Source organism: Deltaproteobacteria bacterium HGW-Deltaproteobacteria-6 (genome assembly GCA_002840435.1).
In the GTDB taxonomy this organism is placed as follows: Bacteria; Desulfobacterota; Syntrophia; order Syntrophales; family Smithellaceae; genus UBA8904.
Genome location: PHAT01000005.1, coordinates 762,127 through 785,385, shown reverse-complemented (window position 1 = coordinate 785,385; position 23,259 = coordinate 762,127). Strand labels below are relative to the sequence as shown.

Below are 23,259 nucleotides of genomic sequence, written 5' to 3'. Positions count from 1 at the left end.
TTTCATTTTTTATCAACTTTAACAAAATCGGTCATCTCTTTCCATAAAGACGGGTCGGCGTAAGACGGCCAGTCGTTGTGGCCCGCGCCGCGGATGATCCACATGCGTTTCCGGCCTTCCGGTAAATTCGCGTATAAATTACGGGCGTGTTTGATGGGCAGAATTTCGTCCCGTTCAGCGCCGACCACGGCAATGTTCCCCGGAAACTTTCGCAGATTTTCAATGCTGTCATACTTGTCGGTCAGAACCAGTTTTACCGGCAGAAAAGGGAAAAGCGACCGGGCAACATCGGCCAGCGTGTCCCAGGGCGTGATGAGCATAAGCCCGGCAACAGGTGTTGTTGTCTGCTTGACGACAGAAGCGGCAACACCGCAGCCCAGCGATTCCCCCAGCACATAAAACGGTTCTCCATATTGTTTGTGGGCCAGGCGAACCGATTCCAGAGCGTCGGCAACAAACGGTTTTTCTCCCACCTTTCCCGGACGGCCCCCGTATTGGGGATATTCAGCCAAAATGACGCGAAAGCCGAGATTCATCAACGGTTCCATGTAAAATCCGCGATCAATAGCCGTCCCGCCGTTGCCATGGAAAATGATGACCGTTCCGCTGGGGGATGGAACATTTCCGGCGGAGATCAGGCCCCGATAGTCGGAACCGGTTGCCTGCCAGAGCGCCATCTGCTCGACCTCCAGCATCCCGGGCGTCGGCCATTCGTCATTAGGAAAATAAAGAAATCGATTTTGCATATTACAACCCCCTAAAAATATTGCGATGATTAGCAACAGCCACTTTTTTTTCATGACCAGTCATACCCGAGTCTTCTTTTTTTTCCGTCAAGCGGCTCCAGCGTAGCACATCTTATTATTTTGTAAAGCATAATAGCACAATGAAACCAGACAAATAGACTGTTATCATCCGCTGCTTCCCTAACCAATATGTATCATTTTTATAGCATTAAATCCCTGTTTCGGTTAAGTAGCGTTCCATGAATACGAATTGGCTGCTGGTGAACACACCCGAAGCCGCAAAGCGCGCCGCCGAGCATTTGCGCCAGGCTTCGATACTAGGCATTGATACGGAATATGATTCATTCAGATATTTCAGGGAAAAACTCTGTTTGATCCAAATTTACGCCCCGGCGACCACCTATGTCCTGGATGCGACGGCCGACCTTGATTTTTCATTTTTAGCCAGAATTTTTAAAAGCAAATCCGTCGTAAAAATTCTCCATGCGGCGGACAACGATATCCGCCTGCTGAAGAGAGACTATGAATTTGAATTTCAAAATATTTTCGATACCCACCGGGCCGGGATGCTGCTGGGATTCAGGCAGCTTTCGCTGGACAAAATGATCAAGGAATTCCTCGGAGTGGAGCTGAAAAAAAGCAAAAAAATGCAGCGGTCACGCTGGGATCACCGTCCGCTGACGGACGAACAACTGGAATATGCTGTCCAGGATGTGACCCTGTTACCTGCCCTTTATGAAAAGCAACGGGCATCCCTGCAGGAACAGGGACTGGAAGGCGCCGCCAGGGAGGCTTTCGCAAAAATCGCCGCCTGCAACTGGCAGGAAAGAGTATTCGACAGGCGCGGTTATTCAAAAATCAAAGGATATTATACGCTGGCCCGCGAGCAAAAAGAGATCCTCAAAAAACTCTATATCTGGCGTTTTGAGCAGGCCAAAGTTGCCAACTGCGCGGTGTTCATGTTTTTGCCGGACGATACACTGGCTGAACTGGTGCAGAACAAGGACCATCTCCAGGAAATTTTATCTCCTGAAAAATACAGACGCTACGGAAGCGATCTCGAAAGAATTCTTCAGTTAGACGGATAATCCGGACATCGTTTGGATGGAGGCCGGCCCCCGGCAGGCATTTTCTGTCGAATGTTCAGTTTGCCCGTAATGCTCTTTTTTCTTTAAACGAGTCCGCCATTTCTGTACTGTCATCCGGAAATTCAGCCAACGATGCTTTCCTTATGCGACGGGATATTTCCCGGCAATCAGCGCTTTACCGACGGCAATAAAATCAACGGCCACGCGCGAGCGGGGAAACTTGCAGACCGGAATTTCCTGTCTTAAAATGGATTGAGGGATCATGTCATCCTGCCTGACATTTCCCAGCCAGGTAAGGGGGAACCCTAAAAAGCGCCGGCTGATGGTGTCGATATTTTTAAAGATGGAGGCGCCTTCCCTGCTGTTTGCGACATTGTTGGTGATGACGCCGAAGGACTGCCGGCCAAAAACCTGATACATGACCTTGACCATCGCGTAGGCGTCGGTAAGGCTCGTCAATTCCCGGTTGATCACAATAATATTGTACCGGGCCAGCAAATTGAACTGCAAAACAACCTCAGCGATACCCGCCCCCGTATCGAGCAGGATAACGTCATAGCCTTCCAGTTCCAGCATCATTTCCTTAATGGTTTGAATTTTTTCAAACAAAAGCTGCGCCATTTCACGGATGCCGGAACTGGCCGGAATCAAGTCAAAGCCGGCCGACGTCGGCATGATGACATCCCGCAGATGCAGGTCACCGAAGACAACGTCCTTGAGGGTTCGTACAGGATTGATCCCCAGCATGATATCAATATTGGCCAGTCCCAGATCACAGTCAACAACCAGGACTTTTTTGCCCTGCCTGGCCAGCGTTGCGGCCAGATTGGTGCTGACAAAGGTTTTGCCGACGCCGCCTTTTCCGCTGGTTAACGATACGATCATGGTTTCTTGTGCTGTTTTCAATTTTTTCCTTTGTCCTTTTTTCGGAGATGTTGCTTTTGCCCTGAGGGTTGAAAAATGTGATAAAGGAGTTCTCTTTCCTCCCGTGTCACAGCCTTGGAATCGGGTATTTCAATATCGGGATGAGTAATCTTTCCTTTGCCCGTTTTTTTCGCCTTGTATAATAACTGATCAACCTGATGCAAAAATTCCTGCGCGCTTTGTCTGCTCGACGCACTGAATTGATCGACACCGATAGAGGAAGAAACCGGAAGATTCATATCCTTCGCGACCTGCGAGAAAATCTCATGCCAGCGCTTCGCAATTTTTACGCCATCCAGCAGAGAAGTGGCGGGTAGAATGATGGCAAACTCATCTCCGCCGAAACGGCAGGCAAAATCCGTGGGCCGGATATTCAAGTTGATCTGGCGGCACATTTTGACTAAAAACTCGTCACCCTTGGTATGGCCCAGTGTATCGTTGACAATTTTAAAATTATCCAGGTCAATGAAAATCAGGCAGAAAGGCTCGCCGGTTCTTTGAGCGCGCACGATTTCGACCGTCAATTGCCTGCTGAAGAAACGTTTATTATAAACGCCGGTTAATTCATCCGTGACACTCAGGGATTTTAAATGATGGTTTTCTTTTTCCAGCCGGATCAGGCTGTGCAAAAGATCGTCTTTCAGCTTGAAACTGAAGCCATGAGAAAGGAGTTTGGCGCGCTGCGCGGGGGAGACGGATTCGGCCAAAATCAGAATAAATTCCGTCTGCGGTTTTTTTTGTTCCAACGCTGCGGCCGGTTTTAAACCTGTTTTTTTAAAAATATTTTCAAGAGTCAGGGGAAGCGTTTGAGAGGCAAGAAGCGCAGTTTTTTTAACAGCTTTCATAGGCGAATCATTCCGAAATCATTTTAAGAAACTGCATGGCTTAAACAGCGCCGAAACCGGGATTGGCAACCGCATAGCGACCGCAATTCCGATGTTCGATAATCGTTTGATAATTATTCAAACGTTCACAAAAATCGATGATCTTTTTAACAGAATCCTTGCCAAATGCCGCCTCAGAGGACACTCAGCCATTGTTTTGATAAACTTATATTAGCTTTTGAAAAAAATCAAATTATAAAAACAGGAAATAAGCTGTTGAGCCAAGGCCCCGCTGCCATTGCCGATGCCTTGATAAAAATCAACGGATGAGTCTGTCTCAAACATCCGGTGCGCGGACAGGTCATCATGATGGCTTTTCCCTCCCCGCGATGATGTCTGAGCCTTGCTTTTCCCGCTTGACACGGCACCGCCGCCCCTTTATGCTTTCTTTTAATATCACAAGGCTCCTTTGATGAGCCCTCTGAAGATTGGCGCGAATATCTTTTTACTTCAGGAAACCCGAGTTGTTATATAATAAAACAATCCACTGATAAGGAGTAACAACATGAAAAAATCGCAGTTCAAGGTAATAATGGTTTTGTTTCTACTGTTGTCCCTCGCTTCTTTTGCTTCCGCCGGACCGACGATCGATAAAATTTTGAAGAAAAAAGAACTCGTGGTAGGCACTTCCGCCAATTTGCCCCCCATGGCCTTCAAGGCTAAAGACGGCAGCCTCAAGGGGCTCGATATCGACCTCAGCCGGCTCATCGCTTCAGCGATGCATGTCAAACTGCGCATCGTAGAGATGCCTTTCGACAAATTGATCCCCGCCCTTGAAAAAGGCAAAATCGACATGATCCTCTCCTGCATGACCATTACGCCGGAGCGAAACCTGAAGGTGATTTATGTCGGCCCCTATTTCATGTCGGGGCAGTCTATCCTGACCACCAAGGACATTGCTGACAAGATCATCGGCCTCGCGGACATCAACAAATCCGATTTCACCATCGCCGTGCCGAAGGGAACAACAACGGAAAAAATTGCGAAACTGATGTTGCCCAAAGCAAAACTGGTCATTGCCGGATCAACGGAAGAAACGCTGGATCTTCTGCGGAAAAAGAAGGTCATGGCGCTGATGGCCGATTATCCCTATACAAGCGTGGAGTCGATGCGGTACCGGGACAAAGATTTTGTGGCCAATCCCCCCTTCAGCATCGAACCTATTGGCATTGCCATCCGTGAGGGCGACCCTCTGCTGACAAACTTCCTGCAAAACACATTAATGCTCCTGAAGGGCGAGGGGCTGCTGGATAAAATGACCCAGCGCTGGTTTACCGATCCGTCCTGGATTGACGACCTTCCTTAAGCGGGTCCAATCACGGGGACAACACGATCAACGAAGAAGACGGAACGTGCGGCACATGGCAGACATCTATATTAATTACATTTGTTGACAAAAACAGATAAACTGTTGATAATGGTTTAATCGTTTTTATTCAGCAGGTTATTGCCAAAAAAAATGATACGGAAAGAAGACAATTATGAAAAGGAAGAACCTTTTATCCTGCAACAAAACCCTTTCTTTTTTGATGATTGCCTCTCTGCTGGCAACAGTCGGCTGTACCATGAAAACCCCTCTCATCAGAGCCGTGGAAAACCGGGATGTGGCCGGTATTAACCGGCTGCTTGATCATGGCGCAAACATCAACCAGCCGAGCACGGGCAAGTGGAGTGCATCGCCTCTGTACTGGGCCACCTATAACTGTATGCCTGATGTGGTTGAGCTGCTGTTGAAAAGAGGCGCAAGCATCAACGTAACAGCGCCTGACGGGGGCACCCTGTTATTGGCGGCAGCGGCCTGCTCAGACGAGATGCATCCTGTCGCCCAATCTCTTATTGAAAAAGGAGCCCAGGTAAACGCCCAGGACAATTATCAGGGTTGGACCCCTTTGATCAGCGCATCTTATAACAACTCCCCGAAGATGGTCAAAACCCTGCTCAAAGGCGGGGCCGATTTGAATATTAAAGCCAAGGACGGGCGAACGGCTCTCGATTATGCAAAATATTATCAGCACAATGATATCATAGCTCTCCTGAGCCCCGGCGGCGCGGCGCTTTTGGCAAAGGACGATTCGCAGGATCCGATTACACCCGCACCGACAGAAGCGGCAGGAGACGCTGCTGCACAAACGGAACAGAAAATCGCTTCGGCCCCCGTGGTTCAACCGGCGGCAATTCCGGCGCCGGCTCCGCAGAACGTGGTTGCGCCGGTGGTCATTCCGCAGAATATTGTGAAGAGCGGCTACACGCTGGAGTATGATACGATGGTGTTGAGCCTGATGAGCGGTTCGTTTGACACCGCTTTTGCCCACACCGACAAGCTGTGCCAGCAATACCAGAGCACTGTCGAAGGCAAAAAAAACAAGTATCTGTCTCTGCTGGAAAGGGGCAAAGTGGCCCTGTCCGCCCGCAAGTACGATCATGCGATTGCTGATTTTCAGGAGGCCGAAAGAAGATTCCTGACCATCGAAGGGACGATATCCATCACAGAGGGGTTCGGCTCTATCATGACTGATGATACAGCGATGGAGTATGAAGCGGAAATGCATGAAAAACTGATGATCAGCCCCTATTTAATCGTTGCCTATCTCGGCAAGGGGGACTTTAACGGGGCCATCGTCGAACGCAACCGGACCATTACCAAAATCAACCAGTTCATCGAAGAGAAACCGGTGGAAAGGGCCTATCTGGAAAATCCGTTTGCGCGATATCTGACCGCTCTCATGTATGAGATGGAAGATAGGAAAGACGACGCAAAAATCGAATACAAAAAACTGAAATGGGACCATGAAATTGCGAGACTGGAGAGCAAGACCGGTAAAACAACCGATCTGGTGATTTTAGTGGACGTCGGATTAGCCCCACAGAAATTCCAGACCAAGTGGGGGCCTACGCCGGTTCCGGGGGTTGGCATGATCGGATACGCCTATGCCGAATACGCGCCGACGCCGACCCAAGTGACGGCATGCGACATTAACATCGATGGAAAATCCGCCGGGAGCGCACAACTGCTTTATGATCTTGAAAACACGATCACTACGCAGTACCAAAAGAACAAGCCTGACATCCAGGCCAAAATAATGGCCAGAATGACCGCCAAGGCCACAACACAATTCGCGGCGAAGATGGCGATCAAGGAGCTCGCGAAAAACATTCCCTTCGCGTCATTATTTGCAGAGGTTGCCGTGGACGCGGCCGGTGCGGCATGGATAGCGGCCGAGCAGGCGGATCTTCGGGGGTGGCTGTCTCTGCCGAAGAAGATCAATTACCTGAGAGTCACCGACCTTGAGCCCGGAGATCACACAATTACCATAAATTACGGATGCGGCGTGGAAACGCAGAAGATTCGCGTGGAAAAAGACAAAATCAATATCGCTCATTTTGTGTATGCAAAATAACGGTTGTAGACAGGAGCGTCGTCTTCTTAATATCTGAAAATCATCACAGGCGGATAAAACATGAAAACAAGAATGATAGGAATGTTACTGATTGTAATAACGAGCTTCATGATTTCTGGTTGTGCAACGACTATTCAGCACGGCATTGCCGATAAGGAAACGGTTACGGGATCAGACTGGTCTGCCAGGGATTTAAAAGAAGTTGCTGATCACATGGTCAATTCCATCACCAGGCGCGCCAATGCACCGGGATCAGAATTAAGGGAAGGAAAACCGCGATGGATCCTTGCCAGAGATTTGCGAAACGAGACGGACGAACATGTCAACACCAGAACCATTATGGAAAAGGTCCGGACAAAATTAATTAATGACGGCATTGCCAGATTTGTGGATGACCAGGCATTAAACGATATTATGAATCAGCTTAAATTTCAGCAATCCGGTCTGTTTGACAACAAAACGGTCGTTCAGGTCGGGAAGCTGGTGGGCGCGAAATATATTCTCAGGGGCGCAATTTCCAGCATTCGCAAACGAAGTGATCGCATCGATATCATTTATTACAATATTACGCTGCAACTGGTGAACATACAAACCGGCGAAATAGTCTGGACGGATGAAAAGGAAATTCAAAGATTAACGGAGAAATCATTATTTCGATAGTTCAGGAAATTCGGGGGTTAATAACGGTTATAACTTTTAAACCTCCTCTGCGTCATTCTACCGGCTCGCAGCCTGTTAAAAAAGATCTTGTGCATCCAGCGCCAGCCAGGCAATCCAAATAACAATGGGGAGTATAGAACGGATCTATAACTCCCCATTATATTTTTTTAAAATGGTGCCGAAGCCGGGATTTGAACCCGGATGAGCGGTGCTCACCACCCCCTCAAGATGGCGTGTCTACCAATTTCACCACTTCGGCAGCAATTAAAATGAGATACAATACCGCATTCCATCTGATCATTTTAAAAAGCCAGGGCCTTTTGGGTTTGCGGATATGAAAAGAACGAAACTTACTTCGCTGCCGGTGCCACCGGTGTATTAGCCGCGCCGGGCACAGTTGCCGGTGCTGCGGGCAACGTTGCGGGCTTGGGCGCTGCGGGAGCCGCCTGTCTGGTTACGGGCGCCGATACGCCATCCATTAAACCGGATGTTTTTCTTGATGAAGTGTAGGTCAATGTAATGGACGTCAGCATGAAAAGAATGGCGACCGCCGCCGTCATTTTTCCAAGAAAAGTGCCCGCGCCGCTGGAACCGAAAACAGTCTGGCTGGATCCGCCAAAAGCAGCGCCCATATTTGCACCCTTTCCTGCCTGAAGCAGGACGATTAATATCAGGGTAATACAGCCTAAAACATGGATAATGGTTAACAATGTTGTCATCTTTTATGTCCCTTTAGTTATCTAAATTCAATTACGCTCAGAAATCTGCCGGATACATATCACCGGCGGATATTTTATTCAACGCTTCTTTTATCTCAAGACGGGAGATAAATTGATTAATAAAAACAATTATCTTTCAATTGAGGTCTCCAGTCAATCCTGTGCGAGCTATTCAAAAGCGGGCGGATCATATCTAAATGACGGGAAATCGTCAACTTTTTTCTTTTGCGTCTTAATTATCGCCATAACGCTTACCATTCTTGGTTGATAATTTTTAGTGCCTTTCTTACGATTCACGAGATACGAGATACGCTTTGTCTTACTTCTACCGGCTCACTGTTACCCCGATACGGGGGCAGTATTGTTTGATGGGACAGGTACTGCAAAGCGGCGATACGGGCTTGCAGGTTTTGCGGCCGAAGAAAACCAGCAGCGTGTTGTAGATAATCCAGTGTTTCCGGGGAAGCCTGCCGCGAAGGGCCATTTCCGTTTCATCCGGTGTTTTGGTCTTCACATAGCCCAGGCGATTGGAAATCCGGTGCACATGCGTGTCCACACAAATGCCGTCCTTACCATAAGCCAGCGTGATCACCAGATTGGCCGTTTTCCGTCCGACGCCTTTCATGCTTAAAAGGTCGTCCAGATTATCCGGAACCTTTGAATCAAAGCGGTCAATAAGTTCGCGGCAGGTATGATGGATGGTTCTGGCTTTCACGCGGTAAAACCCGACCGGATAAATCGCCTTGGCGATTTTAGCCTGCGGGACTTTCAGCATTTCTTCAGGGGTGGAAGCCAGTGCGAAAAGCCTGTCGGTCGCTTCGGCTGTGACTTCATCCTTGGTGCGCAGACTGAGCAGCGTGGAGATTAATATGACAAAAGGATCGCGTTCGCTTTGGGCCAGATGCGAGACAATGGGCATTTCTCCCAGATCCAGTTCTTTTTTCAGGATTTTAACAATTTGATTAATCTGCGTATTTTCCATCTATTTCGCCGCTTTCCTAATTGCGTATTGCCTGCCTGCGCGTGTCTTGATCATGTTTATTCCGCATGACAATGCTTTTCTTATTATGGGCTCCTGTGAAAAGCAAGTCTTTATCCACGCCTCCGCATCCGCGGGTAATGGGAATATAGCTTTAAAATTATTAACAAACAACCACTATGACCGGGAGTATTTTTTCTTGACAGCGCCTCTTTATTCTTATAATGCCCAGTGTGCAACTTTGCGCGCATTCGATGGAGTTTGGCTCTTCAGGGAAACGGTTCAGACGATGATCCCCGATAATCAAGCAAATGAAATCCATCCGGCAAGTACCCTGTGTAAAGTCTGATCATGCAGGGGAAATGAATTGAATCCATGCAGAAAACTAAAAAATATCAAATAAGTCCGCAAAACGAAAACGGTTCTCCGAAAAAGAAGCTGGGGCAGGTTGTGGTCATTGAAGATCGCTGCAAGGGCTGCGGCTTTTGCATTGCCAATTGTCCCCGGCAGGTTTTGCGATTTTCCTCCACTTTTAACAAAAAAGGCTATCACCCCCCTGAAGTGAATGACGCTTCAAGGTGCGTTAATTGTCATTTCTGCGAAGTTCTCTGTCCTGAATTTGCCATTTACAGCATTGAATTTGACGACTTTAACGAATGAGGATTGAAGGAGATTGGTTTTGGTTTCCAAAGAAGTATTAACAGGAATACATTTCATGAACGGCGACGAGGCCTGCTGCGAGGGAGCGCTGGCCGTCGGCTGTCGTTTTTTTGGCGGCTACCCTATCACACCGGCGACTGAAATTGCCGAAGCCATGTCGCGACGGCTGCCCAAACTGGGCGGCATTTTTATCCAGATGGAAGATGAAATCGCTTCGATGGCGGCCATCCTGGGCGCCAGCTGGGGCGGCGTAAAATCCATGACCAGCACATCCGGGCCCGGATTTTCTCTCATGATGGAGAATATCGGACTGGGAATCTGCACGGAAACACCCTGCGTGGTCTGCAACGTCCAGCGGGCGGGACCCAGTACGGGACTTCCCACGGCGGTGGGCCAAGGAGACATGATGCAGGCGCGCTGGGGATCGCACGGCCATTATGAAATCATCGCGCTCAGTCCGGCCAGCCCTCAGGAAATGTTTGATATGACCATCCGCGCTTTTAACTTGAGCGAATACTATCGACTGCCTGTGATTATTCTGGCCGATGAAGTTGTCGGGCACATGAATGAACGGGTCGTTATTCCTCGTGAGGATGAAATTGAGATCATCAACCGGCGGAAGCCTTCCGTTTCCCGGGAAGACTATCTTCCCTATAAGGCGGATGCCGACGGCATCGCGCCGATGGCCAATTGCGGCGACGGTTACCGGATTCACGTGACCGGCCTCACCCATGACGATCGCGGCTATCCGGCCATGAACGCCCAGGCGCAGGAACAAATGGTTGCCCGCCTGGTCGGTAAAATACGCAATAATCGTGATAAAATTATCAGCACAAAAAATTTCTATCTGGATGACGCCGAGATTGTCGTGGTTTCTTACGGCATCAGCGCCCGCTCATCCATGCAGGCCGTCCGTAATGCCCGAAATGAAGGCATCAAGGCGGGGCTGATCAAACTGGAAACCATCTGGCCTTTCCCCGAAGAACTTATTCGCAGCGTTGCTCCTCAGGTTAAAGCAATGATTATGGCTGAAATCAACGGCGGTCAAATGGTTCTGGAGCTCGAACGCTGTACCTCCGGCGCCTGTCCGGTGAGCCTGGTATCCAATTACGGCGGCGCGATTCTCCACCCCGCTTCGATTCAAAGCGCTATTGCCAAGGCGGCAAGAGGGAAAATATGACCACATCAAAACCCGTTAAGAACGTTCCACCCCATCCCATGGATTCTCTGCTGCGAACGGAAAGAATTCCGCATATCTGGTGTCCCGGCTGCGGGATCGGCACCGTGTTTTCCGCCGTACTCGCCGCCATTAAAAATACCGGCTGGGACCCCAATTCCATCGCCATGGTCTCCGGCATCGGCTGCACCGGACGCATGGCCGGTTATATCAGACTGGATTCGTTTCACACCACACATGGCCGGGCGCTGCCGTTTGCGACAGGTCTGAAGCTGGCGCGCCCTCAAACGAAGGTCATTGTTGTCTCCGGAGACGGCGATCTGTTTGCCATCGGCGGCAATCATTTTATTCATGCCGCGCGCCGGAACATGGACATGACGGTTGTCTGCGTCAACAATCTCAATTACGGCATGACAGGCGGCCAGCAGGCTCCCAGCACGCCGCTGGGCGCCAAGACGACGACCTCCGTCAACGGTTCGCCGGAAGAGCCTTTCAACTTCAGTTATCTGGCATCCGCCTGCGGAGCCACGTATGTGGCAAGATGGACGGCCATGCAGGTCCGGTCGCTCAGGAGTTCCATCAGTGAAGCTCTGGAAAAACGCGGCTTCAGCTTTGTGGAGGTTATCACGCCCTGTCCGTCTTCTTTCGGAAGGCGCAACCGCATGGGCAGCGCGCTGGAAATGCTGAAATTTTATCAGGGCCGTTCGGTCATCCGCGGCGATATTGACCCCAAAGACGCGTCCATGGATATTGATAAGGAAATTGTTGTCGGGAAGTTTGTTGATATCGAGCGTCCCACCTTCATGGATCACTACGAAAAATACAACCGGTCGCAGATGCCGCAGTGGCGTCCCATGCATCCTGATACGCAGAAAGGACGGTGATGATCATGTCGGATAAACGGGAAAGACATATATTACTCACCGGCTTCGGCGGACAGGGTATTGTTCTGGCCGGAGATATTATGGGAAAAGCGGCCACGCTTTACGACCACAAACACGCCACCATGACGCAGAACTACGGACCGGAAGCGCGCGGCGGCGCCTGTTCCAGTCAGGTCATCATCAGCGGCGAGGAAATTCTATTCCCCTGTGTGGAAGAACCGGAAATCCTAGTCTGTATGAGCCAGGAAGCCTATACAAAAAACATTAAATCCCTGCGTCCGGACGGCACATTAATCTGGGATACCGATCTGGTCCACACCCGCAAATCCGATCTGCGAGAAAGGACGTTTCATATTCCGGCCACGCGATTTGCCGAACAGCTCGGAACCAAGATGATGGCCAACATTGTCATGCTGGGATTTTTCTCGGCGGTCGAACCGATTGTTCATGCGGAAGCGCTCAAGAAAGCCGTCCTGGATTCTGTTCCCGCCTCGACGAAAGACAATAACATTCACGCCTTCAACACAGGCAGGGAATACGGACAGGCCATTATCAAAGGCACCGTCAAACCGGAGCCCGGCAAGCATCAGGAATAGAAGAGAGGCTGTAAACATTTACGGCGATAGGAAAAAAGAAAAAACGAAAGCCCCGCCGGGACATGGTCCCGGCGGGGCTTTTCCGCATTGCCTGAAAGCCTGTTTTCAGTTATAGCCTTCTTCATACGCCAGCATATCCAGATGCAGCGTCGCAATATCTTCCACATCCAGGTTTATATCCTCGGATGATTTCGGCAATTCAACAATTTTAATATACCGGCGGCACTTGTTGCAGACATCAACCCGATGGCTTTCTTCGCCTTCCACGGCAAAATAGGCCAGCGAATGCTGCTCTTCATTCCCGCAAAACGGGCATTTGATCCGGTGGAAGTGCCATTTGCATCCGCACTGGTGGCAGAAAAGATAGCGCCTGCCGTCTTCGCTTTCCCGGATTTCACCGATTTTCGGTTCCTTCCCGCAGATCGGGCAGTAGCCTTCCGTCCATTCGGATTTTTCAACGGCCGCGGCATATTGTTCGGCGATCACTTCCAGTTCCGGGCGAAGGCTCTCTTCGATAAACAAATCGATGAGATCAAGCTGCTCATCATGAGTGTCCGATGATTTCAGTTCCTTACCCAGTGCTTCCTCTTCGGCCGGATTAAACGACGCTCTGATGATCGTTTCCCAGTCGAACTGTTCGTCGCGGATCACATCCAGAAACTTGTGCGCTTCAGCCGGCAGCCTTTTTTCGGCAATGGCAATCAATGAGTAAAAATATTCTTTCGGGCGGGTCAGATCGTATTTTTGTCCCACCAGATCAATTAAGGGAAGCCCCCCTTCCATTTTTCCCGGGATTAACTTTTCTTCCACTGAAAAAATGGGACTCGTCATATTCTTCCGGTATTCTTCCCGAAGAATCAGAATTTCCGCGAGGATATCCAGCAGGTCTGTGTAGATAGGGTTGGTTACCTTGTAATCCTCTATTGTTTTTAAAGATTTGCGCAGTGTTGCTGCCATTATCATGGTCCTCCATATTCTTCTTTAGCTAACTTTATCATTCTCAGGCGGCGATGTAGATAAGATAACAACGGCAACACCTCAATGCAAAGCCGGTTGCACCTTATCTGCTTTCCCTAACATCTTCAAGCGATTTTTATACTCAGGCATGTCGTTGAAATATTAGAAGAAAATAAGTGTGATGACGACAAACAAAACAACCAGAACAGGAATGGAATATTTAAACATGTAACCAAAGAAGCTAGGCATTTTGACGCCTGCTTCTTCAGCAATCGACTTCACCATAAAGTTGGGCGCATTGCCGATGTAGGTATTAGCCCCCATAAAAACCGCTCCCGCTGAAATAGCAGCCAGATACGGGATTTTTTCAGTGATCAGACGGGCAACAGCCTGCGTCTCGGGGACACCGGGATAAAACTTACCCAGCGCGCTGTTGAAAAAGGTCAGATAAGTCGGGGCATTATCCAGAAAACTGGATAATGAACCTGTGGCCCAGAAATAGTGGGCCGGAGTGTTGACGGCTTTAATCAGCCAGGCCAGCGCCCCTTGTTCGCCTGCTTTCAGGATTGCCAGCGCGGGAATGATGGTTATAAAAATCCCGGCAAAAAGATAGGCTACTTCCAGAATGGGGGCCCAGCTGAAATCGTTGCCTTTACGGACTTCCTGACGGGTGAAGACAAGGGATAAAATTCCCATGACGATCAGAACGGTGTCTTTGATTAAGTTCTCGATGGTTTGATGAATGCCTGCGATATCCACTTCACCCAGTTTAACCGTGCCGCTGAACAAAACGGCGGCAATAATTCCCGCCAGGAAAATGAAATTGTAAGACCCCTCAATTTTTACCGGTTCCGGCGCGGTATCGGGAGCGTCGGTGTGGCTTTCTTTTTTATAGTAGAAAGAATCCAGCATGAAATAAAGCACCAGGAGAGCAACGCTGGCAAAGGCCATTTCCGGGAGGATATGCATCGTCCAGAAAAAAGGAACGCCGTGGAGAAATCCCAGAAACAAGGGAGGATCGCCCAGTGGGGTTAGCGAACCGCCGATATTGCTGACCAGAAAAATAAAAAATACAATCGTATGGGCTTTATGCACACGCCAGCCATTTGAGCGCAGTATCGGCCGGATCAGCAGCATGGAAGCGCCAGTCGTGCCGATGACCGATGCCAGAACGGTTCCGACAAGCAGGATCAGGGTGTTGACGGCAGGCGTTCCTTTCAAAGTACCTTTAATATAAATGCCGCCGGAAACGGTAAACAGCGCCCACAGCAAAATGATGAAAGGAATATAATCAATAATAAAAATATGGGCCATTTCATAGACCGCAACATCCCGGAAAAAATAGATAAAAGGAATGGCCAGCACCAGCGCCCAGAAAGCGGACACTTTGGGAAAATGATGATGCCAGAAATGAGGCAGGAATAAGGGCATCAGCGCAATCGAAAGCAGAATACCCGCAAACGGCAGGATCGACCACAGCGGCAGGGCGGCGCCGATATTAAGGGCCGGGGCGAGAGCAAAACAGGTTACGGGAAAAATCAGCCATAAAACAAAAATCGGGCATAGCATAAATCCGGTTTTTTTCATGCGCTTCTATTCAACTTTCTCTGATGAATTCCGGATAAAAACGGTCCTCGTCGGATAAGCAAACTCTATACTCTCTTGTGCGAAGCGGCGGAAGATTTCCAGATTGATTGATTCCTGGACATCCATATACAGATTATAATCCGGTACCGTCACGAAATAAACGACTTCATAGTTGATGGATGAATCACCGTATTCCTTGAAGTGAACACGATCAAGGCGGGGGTTTTCCTCTTTGATGATAATATCACTGACGATCTCTTTGATGGCCTTCAGTTTTGGAAGCGGGGTTTGATACACGACACCGAAGCTGAAAACAATACGACGTTCCGTCATGCGTTTGTAATTGCGAATACGGCTTTTCAACAGATCGTTATTGGCAAAGATGAGTTGTTCGCCGCTCAGACTGCGGATGCGCGTGGTTTTTAAGCCAATATGTTCAATGGTGCCGGCCAGAGCATCGACCACGACAAAATCGCCGATGACAAAGGGCTTGTCTAACACAATCGACAACGAGGCCAGCAGATCACCCAGAATATTCTGCACCGCCAGAGCCACAGCGATGCCGCCGATCCCCAAACCGGCGACCAGACCGGTGATGTTGACGCCGAGATTATCCAGAATTAAAAGCAGAACCATCACCCACAAAATCAGACGCGCCACAAAACCGAGCAAAGAAATGGTTGTGGCGCCAGACGCGTCCTGATCCATCCGTTTTTGAAGCATCAGACCAAGCCAGAATTTCACACCGGCGGCAGCCCAGAGGCCCCCCTGGATAATCAGCATCAGCATCACCGCTTTTTGCCACAAGACCGCAATAGACGGTTTAAGGGTGACGGCGTGAGAGGCAACATAGGCGGAGGCCATAAGCAGGATGAAAAACCTGGTTTCCCTGAGCATGGCGACTGCAAGATCGTCAATCTGGTTATCCGTTGTTGCCGCCAGTTTGGACAGTCTGGCGATGGCTATGCGCTGAAGGATCTTCAGCATGGCGAACACCGCCATCAAAATGCAGACGGCCATGAGCCAGTCCTGCAACATATTGCCTAAATAAATTTTATCCAAAAGCTCCATGATCGTTTCCTGATGCTGCGCTGCGATGCGTAATTTTAAATTATTTAATTTTCCGAAGCATTCCAACAATGAGATATTATCTACGGCTCCGGAATGACTAAAACAGGCAAGAGAGCCGTGTCGATGATATTCACATCGCTGCTGTCAAACATTGACGAATAAACTTTGCTGCGGTGCTGATGTCCGACAAGGATCAGATCAATTTGATGGTTCCCGGCATATTTGACGATTTCTTCCGCGATGTTTCCCTTGGAACTGGCGTAAACTATGTCCAGTTGCTCCAATAAAAACGCGGGGGCAATTGCTTTTACTTTCAAGGCTATGGCGTCTTCCCGATCCGCCGGATGACGATAGCCGGCCTGAGGATCATTGACATAAACAATGTGAATGCGGCTTTTGAACCTTTGCGCGAATTCCAGCGCATAAATAACGGAAGAAATATTATCCGCATCCAGATCTATAGCGTATAACATATTTTGAAAATCTTTCATGAAACCTCCGTGCAGTGGTTTGCCGTCACTCGCGGATGCGCTTTTTGAGTTCCTTAATCAGCGTATTGAGCAGGTCCCCGGCATCAGCCACAATAGCGACATCGGCCATTTTCATCATCGTTGCCTGCGGGTTCTTGTTGACCGCGATGATAAAATCGGCTTCGCCCAGACCCGCGGTGTGTTGAATCGCGCCGCTGATGCCGAAGGAAAATAGAATTTTAGGTTTGATATGTTTCCCCGCCTGTCCGACCAGGGCATCGTGTCCCGCCCAGCCTGCGTAAACCACCGGCCTTGTCGCGCCGACGTCTCCGCCCAGCAGCCTGGCCAGTTCATCGAGTTTTTTAAAATTGTTTTTGCCGCCCATGCCGCGGCCGCCGCAGACAATCACCGTGGCATTTTCAATCGTGTGGCCTTTTTGCGCCGCCCGCTCATACTCGACCAGACGAACCCTCGGAACGGGCAGATTGGACGGTAGCCGCAAACGTTCCACGACGGCCGTTCTTTCGTAATTGTGGGGTATTTCCTTGAACGTCCCGGGACGAACGGTGGCCATCTGCGGACGATGCTGTTCCGTAACGATTTCCGCCAGCATGTTGCCCCCGAACGACGGCGCGATTTGCAAAAGCAGCCCGTCCGGTGTGATGTCCAGACCGACACAGTCGGCGGACAAACCGGTCTTCAAACGCTTGGCCAGTCGGGGAGCAAATTCCCGGCCAAAGTCGGTTGCGCCGATCAGGATGATATCCGGGTCTCTTTTTACCGCCAGTTTTTCCATCAGCGCCAGATAATGCTCCGTGCTGTAGCTTGTAAGCGTAGGATGGTCGATGGCCAGAATACGATCCGCACCGTGCGCGGTGTATTCCATAATCCATTCCTCCAGATCATGGCCGACAACCACTGCGCATACTTCCGCATGGATGATGCGCGCCAGATCAACCGCCTTGGAAATCAGTTGCAGCGTCACGCGGTTCTGGTAGTAATTGCGGTAATCGCCGAATACCCAGATGCTTTTTTGTTTTTTAGTCATTTTCAAATCATTGGCCCTAGGTTTGTTTTTTCGCTTCGATCGATTTTCCGAGCACCGCGCTGATATTCCCCTGGTACTTGTCCAGAAATTCGGCAACCGCATTGGCCGCGGCTCCTGTAATCACCACATTTTCCTTTTGTGTTTTGCGGAGAAAAACTTTGCGCACTTTTGTTCGCGATCCGTGTTGATGAAGATTATCGGAAGTGATGCCCAGCTGCTGCGCGTTCAGGATGGCAATATCCTTTTCATTAAAAGCCTTATTCAGACCGGAAAAAGACGCGTAGCGCGGTTCATATCTTTCCATGGAAATCGTGACCAGCGCCGGGAATTCCATTTCCAGTGTTTCGCGGAAATTGTCCACCAATCTCCGGACTCTCAGCAGGCGCCCGGAGATAGCCAGATCTTCCGCGTAGGCCACCGCCGGCATATTCAACTCTTCCGCCAGCTGGGGTCCGACCTGAGCGGTCTCGCTGTCCGATGTGTAGGCGCCGCATAAAATCAGATGACAACCGGCCACTTCCTTTTGAATCGCCGCAGCCAGGATAAAGGATGTGGCATACGTATCGGAGCCGGCCAGAATCCGGTCGCAAATCAGGATGCCCCGGTCCGCTCCCATGGCCAGCGCTTCACGCAGAACTTCCTCCGCGGCGGGCGGCCCCATTGTCATGACCGTGATGACCGCGCCCTGTTTTTCTTTTACCTGGAGCGCCGCTTCCACGGCGCGCTTGCAGGCGGGATTCATCATTCCCGCCGCCAGATCACGTCTGAGCGTACCGGTTTTTTCATCCCAGGGCAGTTCGGTGACCATCGGCACCTGTTTAATACACACCACAATATTCAGCATAGCACTCACATCATCGATTGGGACAGGATGGCACGGGCGATAACCATGCGCTGGATTTCGCTTGTCCCTTCATAAATTTCCGTGACCTTGGCATCCCGGAAATAACGTTCCACATCATATTCCTTACTGTAGCCGTAACCGCCGTGAATCTGAACGGCCAGAGACGTCACCTTCGACGCGACCGTACTGCAATACAGTTTGGCCATCGACGCTTCGCAGCCGAAAGAAGCCCCTGCGTCTTTGAGATCACAGGCACGATACAGCAGAAGACGCGCAGCCATGATTTCCGTGGCCATATCGGCGATATAATTTTGAATCGTCTGCTGCGAGGCAATGGGTTTTTTGAATTGCTGTCTTTCCTTTGCGTATTTCACCGCCGCTTCCATGGCGCCCTGCGCAATGCCCAGAGCCTGAGCGGCCACGCCGATCCGCCCGTTGTCGAGCGTTGCCAGGCCGATCTTCATGCCGTCGCCCTGCTGTCCCAGAAGATTTGCCGCAGGCACCGGACAGTCTTCAAAAAACAGCGATGAAACGGGATTGGCGCGCATGCCGCAGAGATCTTCGAGTTCCCCCCGTAAAAACCCCGGAAATCCGCTCTCGACAATAAAAACGCTGCTTTGCAGTTTGTTGTCGGGTGATGACGTTAACGCAAAAATTAAAGCGACGTCACAAACCCCGCCGTTGGTGACAAATATTTTTGTTCCGTTCAAAATGTAATGTGACCCGTTTTTAACGGCCGTGGTTTCCACGCTGCCCGCATCCGAGCCCGCGTTGGCTTCCGTCAGGCTGAACGCGCCGATCATGTTGCCCGAAGCCAGTTGCGGAAGATACATTTCTTTTTGCGAGGCGTTGGCAAATTGCAGAAAAGGATAAACGGCCACACCGTTATGAACCGTCACGCACAGACCGACCGCCGCACAGACGCGGGAAATTTCTTCCACCACAATGGCCGTGCTGATAGAATCCAGAGCCGCACCGCCGTATGCTTCGGGGACTTGCAGTCCGAAATAGTTGAGATCCCTCATCCTGGCGATAATGTCTCGCGGAAACCTTCTCTGCTGGTCAATTTCCGCAGCGATCGGCGCCAGTTCCGTTTCGGCAAAATGCCGCGCGGAATTGCGGATCAGTTTATGCTTCACACACGGGTTAAATTGCAATTTCCCTCTCCCGGAATTGCAGGGTCGGAAAATATGCCGTCCCTGCATGAATGATACGACTATGAAATTCATCTGGCATATAGAAAAAAGCCGCGGCAAAGTCAATCATATTGTAGGGAGGAAAAAAATTGCCGCCGCCCGATAACCCTATAAAGACCGTCGTGGACGAGCGGGCCGTGCGCCGGAAAAAAGTTTGCTTGAGACGCGTCAATATATTATAAACAATTCCATAAATCGAAAATGAATGAAAATTTCCGGGCAACCGATTCACCCCTGCAGGAGGAGGTTAATATGAAAAATATATTTATCACTTTGCTCACAGCGGTTTTATTGTTTTCTTTTTTGCCAGCCGCGCAGGCGCAGGAATACGGCAAGATTCGTGCGCTCCATGAGCGGGCAGTTCATGTGACCCGGCAAAAGAACGACTTTATCGTCCGGGTGCTGACATCTTATAAAATCCCGCATGAGGTCAACGAGCAGGGCGTCGTGGTTCGCATCAACATGGACAGCAAATGGATGAATATACGATCTATCGAGATTATTCCCGTGCTTCAGGAATCCGCCGACAAAAGCCAGCAGGTCGCAGCGCATGAATTATACTTCTTTACGGATGAAGGGATTCTGGATGTTTTTTCGGCGCTGACCATCCGGTAATCAGGACTTGCCGATCGTACTCTTCACCTCGGCCAGCTTCTCCCTGTCCAGATAGTATTTGTTCTCCGGCGTCTTGATGATCAGTTTGTCGGCAATCAATAGATTCAGCGCCTTGGGCCGCAGATTGCCCGTGCCGACGCGAAAGAAATTTTTTCGTTCATCCTGCAGTCTGACTGCTTTAGAGGCTTTCACCGCGCCGGCTGCTTCCAGGTCGGCGATAATTTTGAAGCAAACGCGCCGCAAACCCAATCCGGTCAAGTACATGGCCGCCACAACAAAGACGATGAAGGCGGCAATCAGTAAAATTATTTGTAAATAAATTGGCATATCGCTGAGCATTCCCTTTAGCTTAGTTTCAGATGATTGTTATTTTGCTTGTTGCCTTTTTCACCACGAAGCAGCGCTCGATATTGGATTTGGGGTCGGCCGGATTGATAAAAAACCCCTGGCGATCGGGATTGTAGCTGGTCGTTGAACCCACAAGCACCTCGCCGTCATTAAAAACCACTTTGACCTTCCGTCCGATTACCGTTAAACCAGCATCGAAAAATTTATGGTCCTGATACTCCCTGTTGCCCTCAAATTCCCTGACAAAGAAGATGGCCTTAAGGTCGCCTGTATGCACTTCAAGCGGCATACTCTCCGGTGTCGCGCCTGCCGGCGTTACGTGAAACTTTTCACGGTCGGGTGAAAAATTACCGGTGGTGCCTTTTCTGGTGCGCCCATCGACATAGCGGAGTACAATCTTGTTGTAACTCATGGCTGCCCACCTTCATCATGGCCTGTGAAAATGCGATAAAAAAACAATCTTTATCTCAACCTGATTTCTTCCCCGACAGGCTCTCTATGTTTACACCAATCACCAGAACTTTGTCCAGCGCATCGTCGCCATAATCAAAGGACTCCCGCCCCGCATATTTTTTCATCAGCAGATCGAGCGCTTTCTTCTTTCCGCCGGCTTCTTCAATAAAATAAGCCTGACCGAAACCGATCACGCTTTTGTATTTCATGCCCCACGAACAGGCCAACTTGCCGCAGACGAGATCGCCGGGAATATCCACTTCAAAGCAAATCGAAGGATTGCCCCGCAGCATGTCGATTTTTTTGCCCGATTTTGCACAGTGGAAATAAAGCTGATGACCGCTCACCGCAAAATTAACCGGAACAATATAAGGACTGCCGCCTGCGGCCATCGCGATCCGGCAGACCATTGCGTCCTGCAAAACAGCGTCAATTTCCCCGGGATCTTTTATCTCTTTATCCGAACGGCGCATCGACTGGTTCCCCTTTCATTTTTAACCATGCAAAAACAAGCGGTTCCGAAGAACTCTTGGCATGTTTTAGAAAGTTATGATAAAAAAGCACCACTTTTTCCGATCGACTTTTTCAGGACAGCTTTCGCTTTGTATTTTTATCCGAACGGCCAAAAAAAGTCGATGACTTTATAATACGGATGTGAGAGAAAAAAACATGGACAATAAAACAAACCGGGCGATCGGCGTTTTTGATTCCGGCATCGGCGGGTTGACCGTCGTGCGCGCGCTCATGGAACGCCTGCCTTTTGAAAATATTATTTACTTCGGCGACACGGCGCGCGTGCCTTACGGCATCAAATCCGTGGAAACGATCAACCGTTACGCGATGCAGATTACGGAATATCTGCTGAAGAAAGACGTCAAGCTTCTGATTGTCGCATGCAACACCATGGCTGCAGTGGCCTACCAGGCCATCAGGGATTTGTCCCCCGTACCGGTATTGGAGGTCATTGAAGCCAGCGCAAAAATCGCGGTAACCGAAACCCGGACAAGGGCCATCGGCGTGATCGGCACGCCCGCGACGATCAACTCCAATGCTTATGCCCGGGCCATTCATCTGCTGGATCGCGACGCCAGAGTTTTTTCGCAGGCCTGCCCTCTGTTTGTGCCGCTGGTGGAAGAAGGATGGTTTGATCACGCAGCCACCAGGCTTGTCGCTGAAGAATACCTGAAGCCGGTCATGGCTGAACAAATCGACACTCTGGTGCTGGGCTGTACGCATTATCCGCTGTTGAAACCCCTGTTTCAGGATATCTGCGGTCCAAAGGTCCGGCTGATCGACTCGGCGGAGGCCATGGCGGAAATTGCCGCAGACCTGATTAATCGTGAAAATCTCGGCAACAAAAGCCGCCTGTCGCCGGACTACCTGTTTTGCGTCAGTGACGTACCATATCGTTTTCAGACCATCGGTGAACGATTTCTCGGACGGACACTGGCGCGCGTAGAAATGGTGCGACTCTGAAATGAACAGCCATCAGTTGCAGACGGAAATTGAAATCGACGCGGAAGCTCAGCGGGTCTGGTCGATTCTCGCGGACTTTGCCGCCTACCCTGAATGGAATCCGTTCATCCGGTCCATCCGTGGCGTCATGGCGCAGGGCTCACGGCTGGAGGTGCGGATTCAGCCCAGTGGCGCAAAAGGCATGACCTTCCGTCCGTCTATTCTGGTCGCCGATCCCGGCCGGGAACTTCGCTGGCTTGGCCGCCTGATGCTCCCCGGCTTATTTGACGGAGAACACCGTCTGGTAATCGAACCTGTCGCCCCCGGGAAAGTTCGGTTTCGGCAAAATGAACGTTTCAGCGGGATTCTGGTTCCGCTATTCAGAAACAGCCTTGACCGGGATACGAAGAGGGGCTTTGAAGAAATGAATCGGGCGCTGAAGGCGCGCGCCGAAGCCTGAGCAACAGATAAACAAGACCATTCAAGGATGAAAAACAACT

28 protein-coding genes and 1 tRNA gene are annotated in these 23,259 nt (G+C 50.1%); 11 read left to right on the top strand and 18 right to left on the bottom strand.

Annotated elements, in window-relative coordinates; genetic code table 11:
• Positions 1–2: 2 nt before the first annotated feature.
• On the bottom strand, positions 3–746 hold the full coding sequence (locus CVU71_13830) for an alpha/beta hydrolase (protein ID PKN18555.1): 744 nt from the start codon (positions 744–746) through the stop codon (positions 3–5).
• Between the two features lie 239 nt (positions 747–985).
• Here CVU71_13830 and CVU71_13825 point away from each other — a divergent pair, with 239 nt between their 5' ends.
• On the top strand, positions 986–1,834 hold the full coding sequence (locus CVU71_13825; protein PKN18554.1) for a hypothetical protein: 849 nt from the start codon (positions 986–988) through the stop codon (positions 1,832–1,834).
• A gap of 141 nt (positions 1,835–1,975) precedes the next feature.
• On the opposite strand, the gene CVU71_13820 is transcribed toward CVU71_13825, so the two are convergent.
• The 3 genes from CVU71_13820 to CVU71_13810 all read right to left on the bottom strand — a co-directional run bounded on the left by CVU71_13820 (position 1,976) and on the right by CVU71_13810 (position 4,005).
• On the bottom strand, positions 1,976–2,740 hold the full coding sequence (locus CVU71_13820; protein ID PKN18553.1) for a flagellar synthesis regulator FleN: 765 nt from the start codon (positions 2,738–2,740) through the stop codon (positions 1,976–1,978).
• Positions 2,737–3,603 carry a hypothetical protein gene (locus tag CVU71_13815; GenBank protein ID PKN18552.1) on the bottom strand — a complete coding sequence of 289 codons (867 nt, stop codon included), beginning with the start codon at positions 3,601–3,603 and terminating at the stop codon, positions 2,737–2,739. Before CVU71_13815 ends, CVU71_13820 begins: the two co-directional genes overlap by 4 nt.
• Positions 3,604–3,813: 210 nt before the next feature.
• The gene (locus CVU71_13810; GenBank protein PKN18551.1) at positions 3,814–4,005 is read right to left on the bottom strand and encodes a hypothetical protein; all 192 of its coding nucleotides are present in this window, start codon (positions 4,003–4,005) and stop codon (positions 3,814–3,816) included.
• A gap of 142 nt (positions 4,006–4,147) precedes the next feature.
• Between CVU71_13810 and CVU71_13805 the strand changes: the two genes are divergently transcribed.
• From CVU71_13805 to CVU71_13795, 3 genes are all read left to right on the top strand, one after another.
• Positions 4,148–4,948 (top strand): hypothetical protein, encoded by an 801-nt coding sequence (locus CVU71_13805; GenBank protein PKN18550.1) that lies wholly within the window; start codon positions 4,148–4,150, stop codon positions 4,946–4,948.
• Positions 4,949–5,123: 175 nt separating this feature from the next.
• A complete protein-coding gene (locus CVU71_13800) occupies positions 5,124–7,040 on the top strand; it encodes a hypothetical protein (GenBank protein PKN18549.1) in 1,917 nt (638 codons plus the stop codon).
• Positions 7,041–7,100: 60 nt separating this feature from the next.
• Positions 7,101–7,700: a penicillin-binding protein activator LpoB gene (locus CVU71_13795; GenBank protein ID PKN18548.1), complete on the top strand. Its 600-nt coding sequence runs from the start codon at positions 7,101–7,103 to the stop codon at positions 7,698–7,700.
• A 173-nt stretch (positions 7,701–7,873) separates the two neighbouring features.
• On the opposite strand, the gene CVU71_13790 is transcribed toward CVU71_13795, so the two are convergent.
• From CVU71_13790 to CVU71_13780, 3 genes are all read right to left on the bottom strand, one after another.
• A tRNA-Leu gene (locus CVU71_13790) sits at positions 7,874–7,959 on the bottom strand.
• Positions 7,960–8,050: 91 nt separating this feature from the next.
• The gene (locus tag CVU71_13785; GenBank protein PKN18547.1) at positions 8,051–8,419 is read right to left on the bottom strand and encodes a preprotein translocase subunit SecG; all 369 of its coding nucleotides are present in this window, start codon (positions 8,417–8,419) and stop codon (positions 8,051–8,053) included.
• 325 nt (positions 8,420–8,744) lie between these two features.
• Complete coding sequence (locus CVU71_13780; protein PKN18546.1) at positions 8,745–9,401, bottom strand: endonuclease III; 657 nt, start codon at positions 9,399–9,401, stop codon at positions 8,745–8,747.
• A gap of 372 nt (positions 9,402–9,773) precedes the next feature.
• Between CVU71_13780 and CVU71_13775 the strand changes: the two genes are divergently transcribed.
• From CVU71_13775 to CVU71_13760, 4 genes are read left to right on the top strand one after another with little or no spacing between them, the layout of a single operon-like run.
• Positions 9,774–10,058, top strand: a complete 285-nt coding sequence (locus CVU71_13775; GenBank protein PKN18545.1) for a 4Fe-4S ferredoxin — start codon at positions 9,774–9,776, stop codon at positions 10,056–10,058.
• A 55-nt stretch (positions 10,059–10,113) separates the two neighbouring features.
• On the top strand, positions 10,114–11,238 hold the full coding sequence (locus CVU71_13770; protein PKN18734.1) for a 2-oxoglutarate synthase subunit alpha: 1,125 nt from the start codon (positions 10,114–10,116) through the stop codon (positions 11,236–11,238).
• Positions 11,235–12,119 carry a 2-oxoacid:ferredoxin oxidoreductase subunit beta gene (locus CVU71_13765; GenBank protein ID PKN18544.1) on the top strand — a complete coding sequence of 295 codons (885 nt, stop codon included), beginning with the start codon at positions 11,235–11,237 and terminating at the stop codon, positions 12,117–12,119. Before CVU71_13770 ends, CVU71_13765 begins: the two co-directional genes overlap by 4 nt.
• Positions 12,119–12,715 (top strand): pyruvate ferredoxin oxidoreductase, encoded by a 597-nt coding sequence (locus CVU71_13760; protein ID PKN18543.1) that lies wholly within the window; start codon positions 12,119–12,121, stop codon positions 12,713–12,715. Before CVU71_13765 ends, CVU71_13760 begins: the two co-directional genes overlap by 1 nt.
• A 105-nt stretch (positions 12,716–12,820) precedes the next feature.
• On the opposite strand, the gene CVU71_13755 is transcribed toward CVU71_13760, so the two are convergent.
• From CVU71_13755 to CVU71_13720, 8 genes are all read right to left on the bottom strand, one after another.
• Complete coding sequence (locus tag CVU71_13755; protein PKN18542.1) at positions 12,821–13,672, bottom strand: formate dehydrogenase accessory protein FdhE; 852 nt, start codon at positions 13,670–13,672, stop codon at positions 12,821–12,823.
• Positions 13,673–13,834: 162 nt separating this feature from the next.
• A complete protein-coding gene (locus tag CVU71_13750; GenBank protein PKN18733.1) occupies positions 13,835–15,241 on the bottom strand; it encodes a sodium:proton antiporter in 1,407 nt (468 codons plus the stop codon).
• A gap of 24 nt (positions 15,242–15,265) precedes the next feature.
• The gene (locus CVU71_13745) at positions 15,266–16,297 is read right to left on the bottom strand and encodes a mechanosensitive ion channel protein MscS (GenBank protein ID PKN18732.1); all 1,032 of its coding nucleotides are present in this window, start codon (positions 16,295–16,297) and stop codon (positions 15,266–15,268) included.
• A gap of 113 nt (positions 16,298–16,410) precedes the next feature.
• A complete protein-coding gene (locus tag CVU71_13740; protein ID PKN18541.1) occupies positions 16,411–16,821 on the bottom strand; it encodes a hypothetical protein in 411 nt (136 codons plus the stop codon).
• Between the two features lie 25 nt (positions 16,822–16,846).
• Entirely contained in the window at positions 16,847–17,848 is a 1,002-nt protein-coding gene (locus tag CVU71_13735; protein ID PKN18540.1) for an electron transfer flavoprotein subunit alpha/FixB family protein, read from the bottom strand.
• A 16-nt stretch (positions 17,849–17,864) separates the two neighbouring features.
• Entirely contained in the window at positions 17,865–18,692 is an 828-nt protein-coding gene (locus CVU71_13730; GenBank protein PKN18539.1) for a hypothetical protein, read from the bottom strand.
• A gap of 5 nt (positions 18,693–18,697) precedes the next feature.
• Entirely contained in the window at positions 18,698–19,849 is a 1,152-nt protein-coding gene (locus CVU71_13725; protein ID PKN18538.1) for an acyl-CoA dehydrogenase, read from the bottom strand.
• The gene (locus CVU71_13720; GenBank protein PKN18537.1) at positions 19,839–20,111 is read right to left on the bottom strand and encodes a hypothetical protein; all 273 of its coding nucleotides are present in this window, start codon (positions 20,109–20,111) and stop codon (positions 19,839–19,841) included. Before CVU71_13720 ends, CVU71_13725 begins: the two co-directional genes overlap by 11 nt.
• A gap of 29 nt (positions 20,112–20,140) precedes the next feature.
• Here CVU71_13720 and CVU71_13715 point away from each other — a divergent pair, with 29 nt between their 5' ends.
• Positions 20,141–20,503 carry a hypothetical protein gene (locus CVU71_13715; GenBank protein ID PKN18536.1) on the top strand — a complete coding sequence of 121 codons (363 nt, stop codon included), beginning with the start codon at positions 20,141–20,143 and terminating at the stop codon, positions 20,501–20,503.
• On the opposite strand, the gene CVU71_13710 is transcribed toward CVU71_13715, so the two are convergent.
• From CVU71_13710 to CVU71_13700, 3 genes are read right to left on the bottom strand one after another with little or no spacing between them, the layout of a single operon-like run.
• Complete coding sequence (locus CVU71_13710; protein ID PKN18535.1) at positions 20,504–20,830, bottom strand: hypothetical protein; 327 nt, start codon at positions 20,828–20,830, stop codon at positions 20,504–20,506.
• Between the two features lie 28 nt (positions 20,831–20,858).
• Positions 20,859–21,263: a hypothetical protein gene (locus CVU71_13705; protein PKN18534.1), complete on the bottom strand. Its 405-nt coding sequence runs from the start codon at positions 21,261–21,263 to the stop codon at positions 20,859–20,861.
• Between the two features lie 55 nt (positions 21,264–21,318).
• A complete protein-coding gene (locus tag CVU71_13700) occupies positions 21,319–21,777 on the bottom strand; it encodes a pyridoxamine 5'-phosphate oxidase family protein (GenBank protein ID PKN18533.1) in 459 nt (152 codons plus the stop codon).
• 196 nt (positions 21,778–21,973) lie between these two features.
• On the opposite strand from CVU71_13700, the gene CVU71_13695 reads away from it, so the two are divergent.
• Together CVU71_13695 and CVU71_13690 are read left to right on the top strand one after the other, a co-directional pair.
• Positions 21,974–22,780 carry a glutamate racemase gene (locus CVU71_13695; protein ID PKN18532.1) on the top strand — a complete coding sequence of 269 codons (807 nt, stop codon included), beginning with the start codon at positions 21,974–21,976 and terminating at the stop codon, positions 22,778–22,780.
• 1 nt (position 22,781) lies between these two features.
• A complete protein-coding gene (locus CVU71_13690) occupies positions 22,782–23,219 on the top strand; it encodes an SRPBCC domain-containing protein (GenBank protein ID PKN18531.1) in 438 nt (145 codons plus the stop codon).
• The last annotated feature ends 40 nt before the right edge of the window (positions 23,220–23,259 follow it).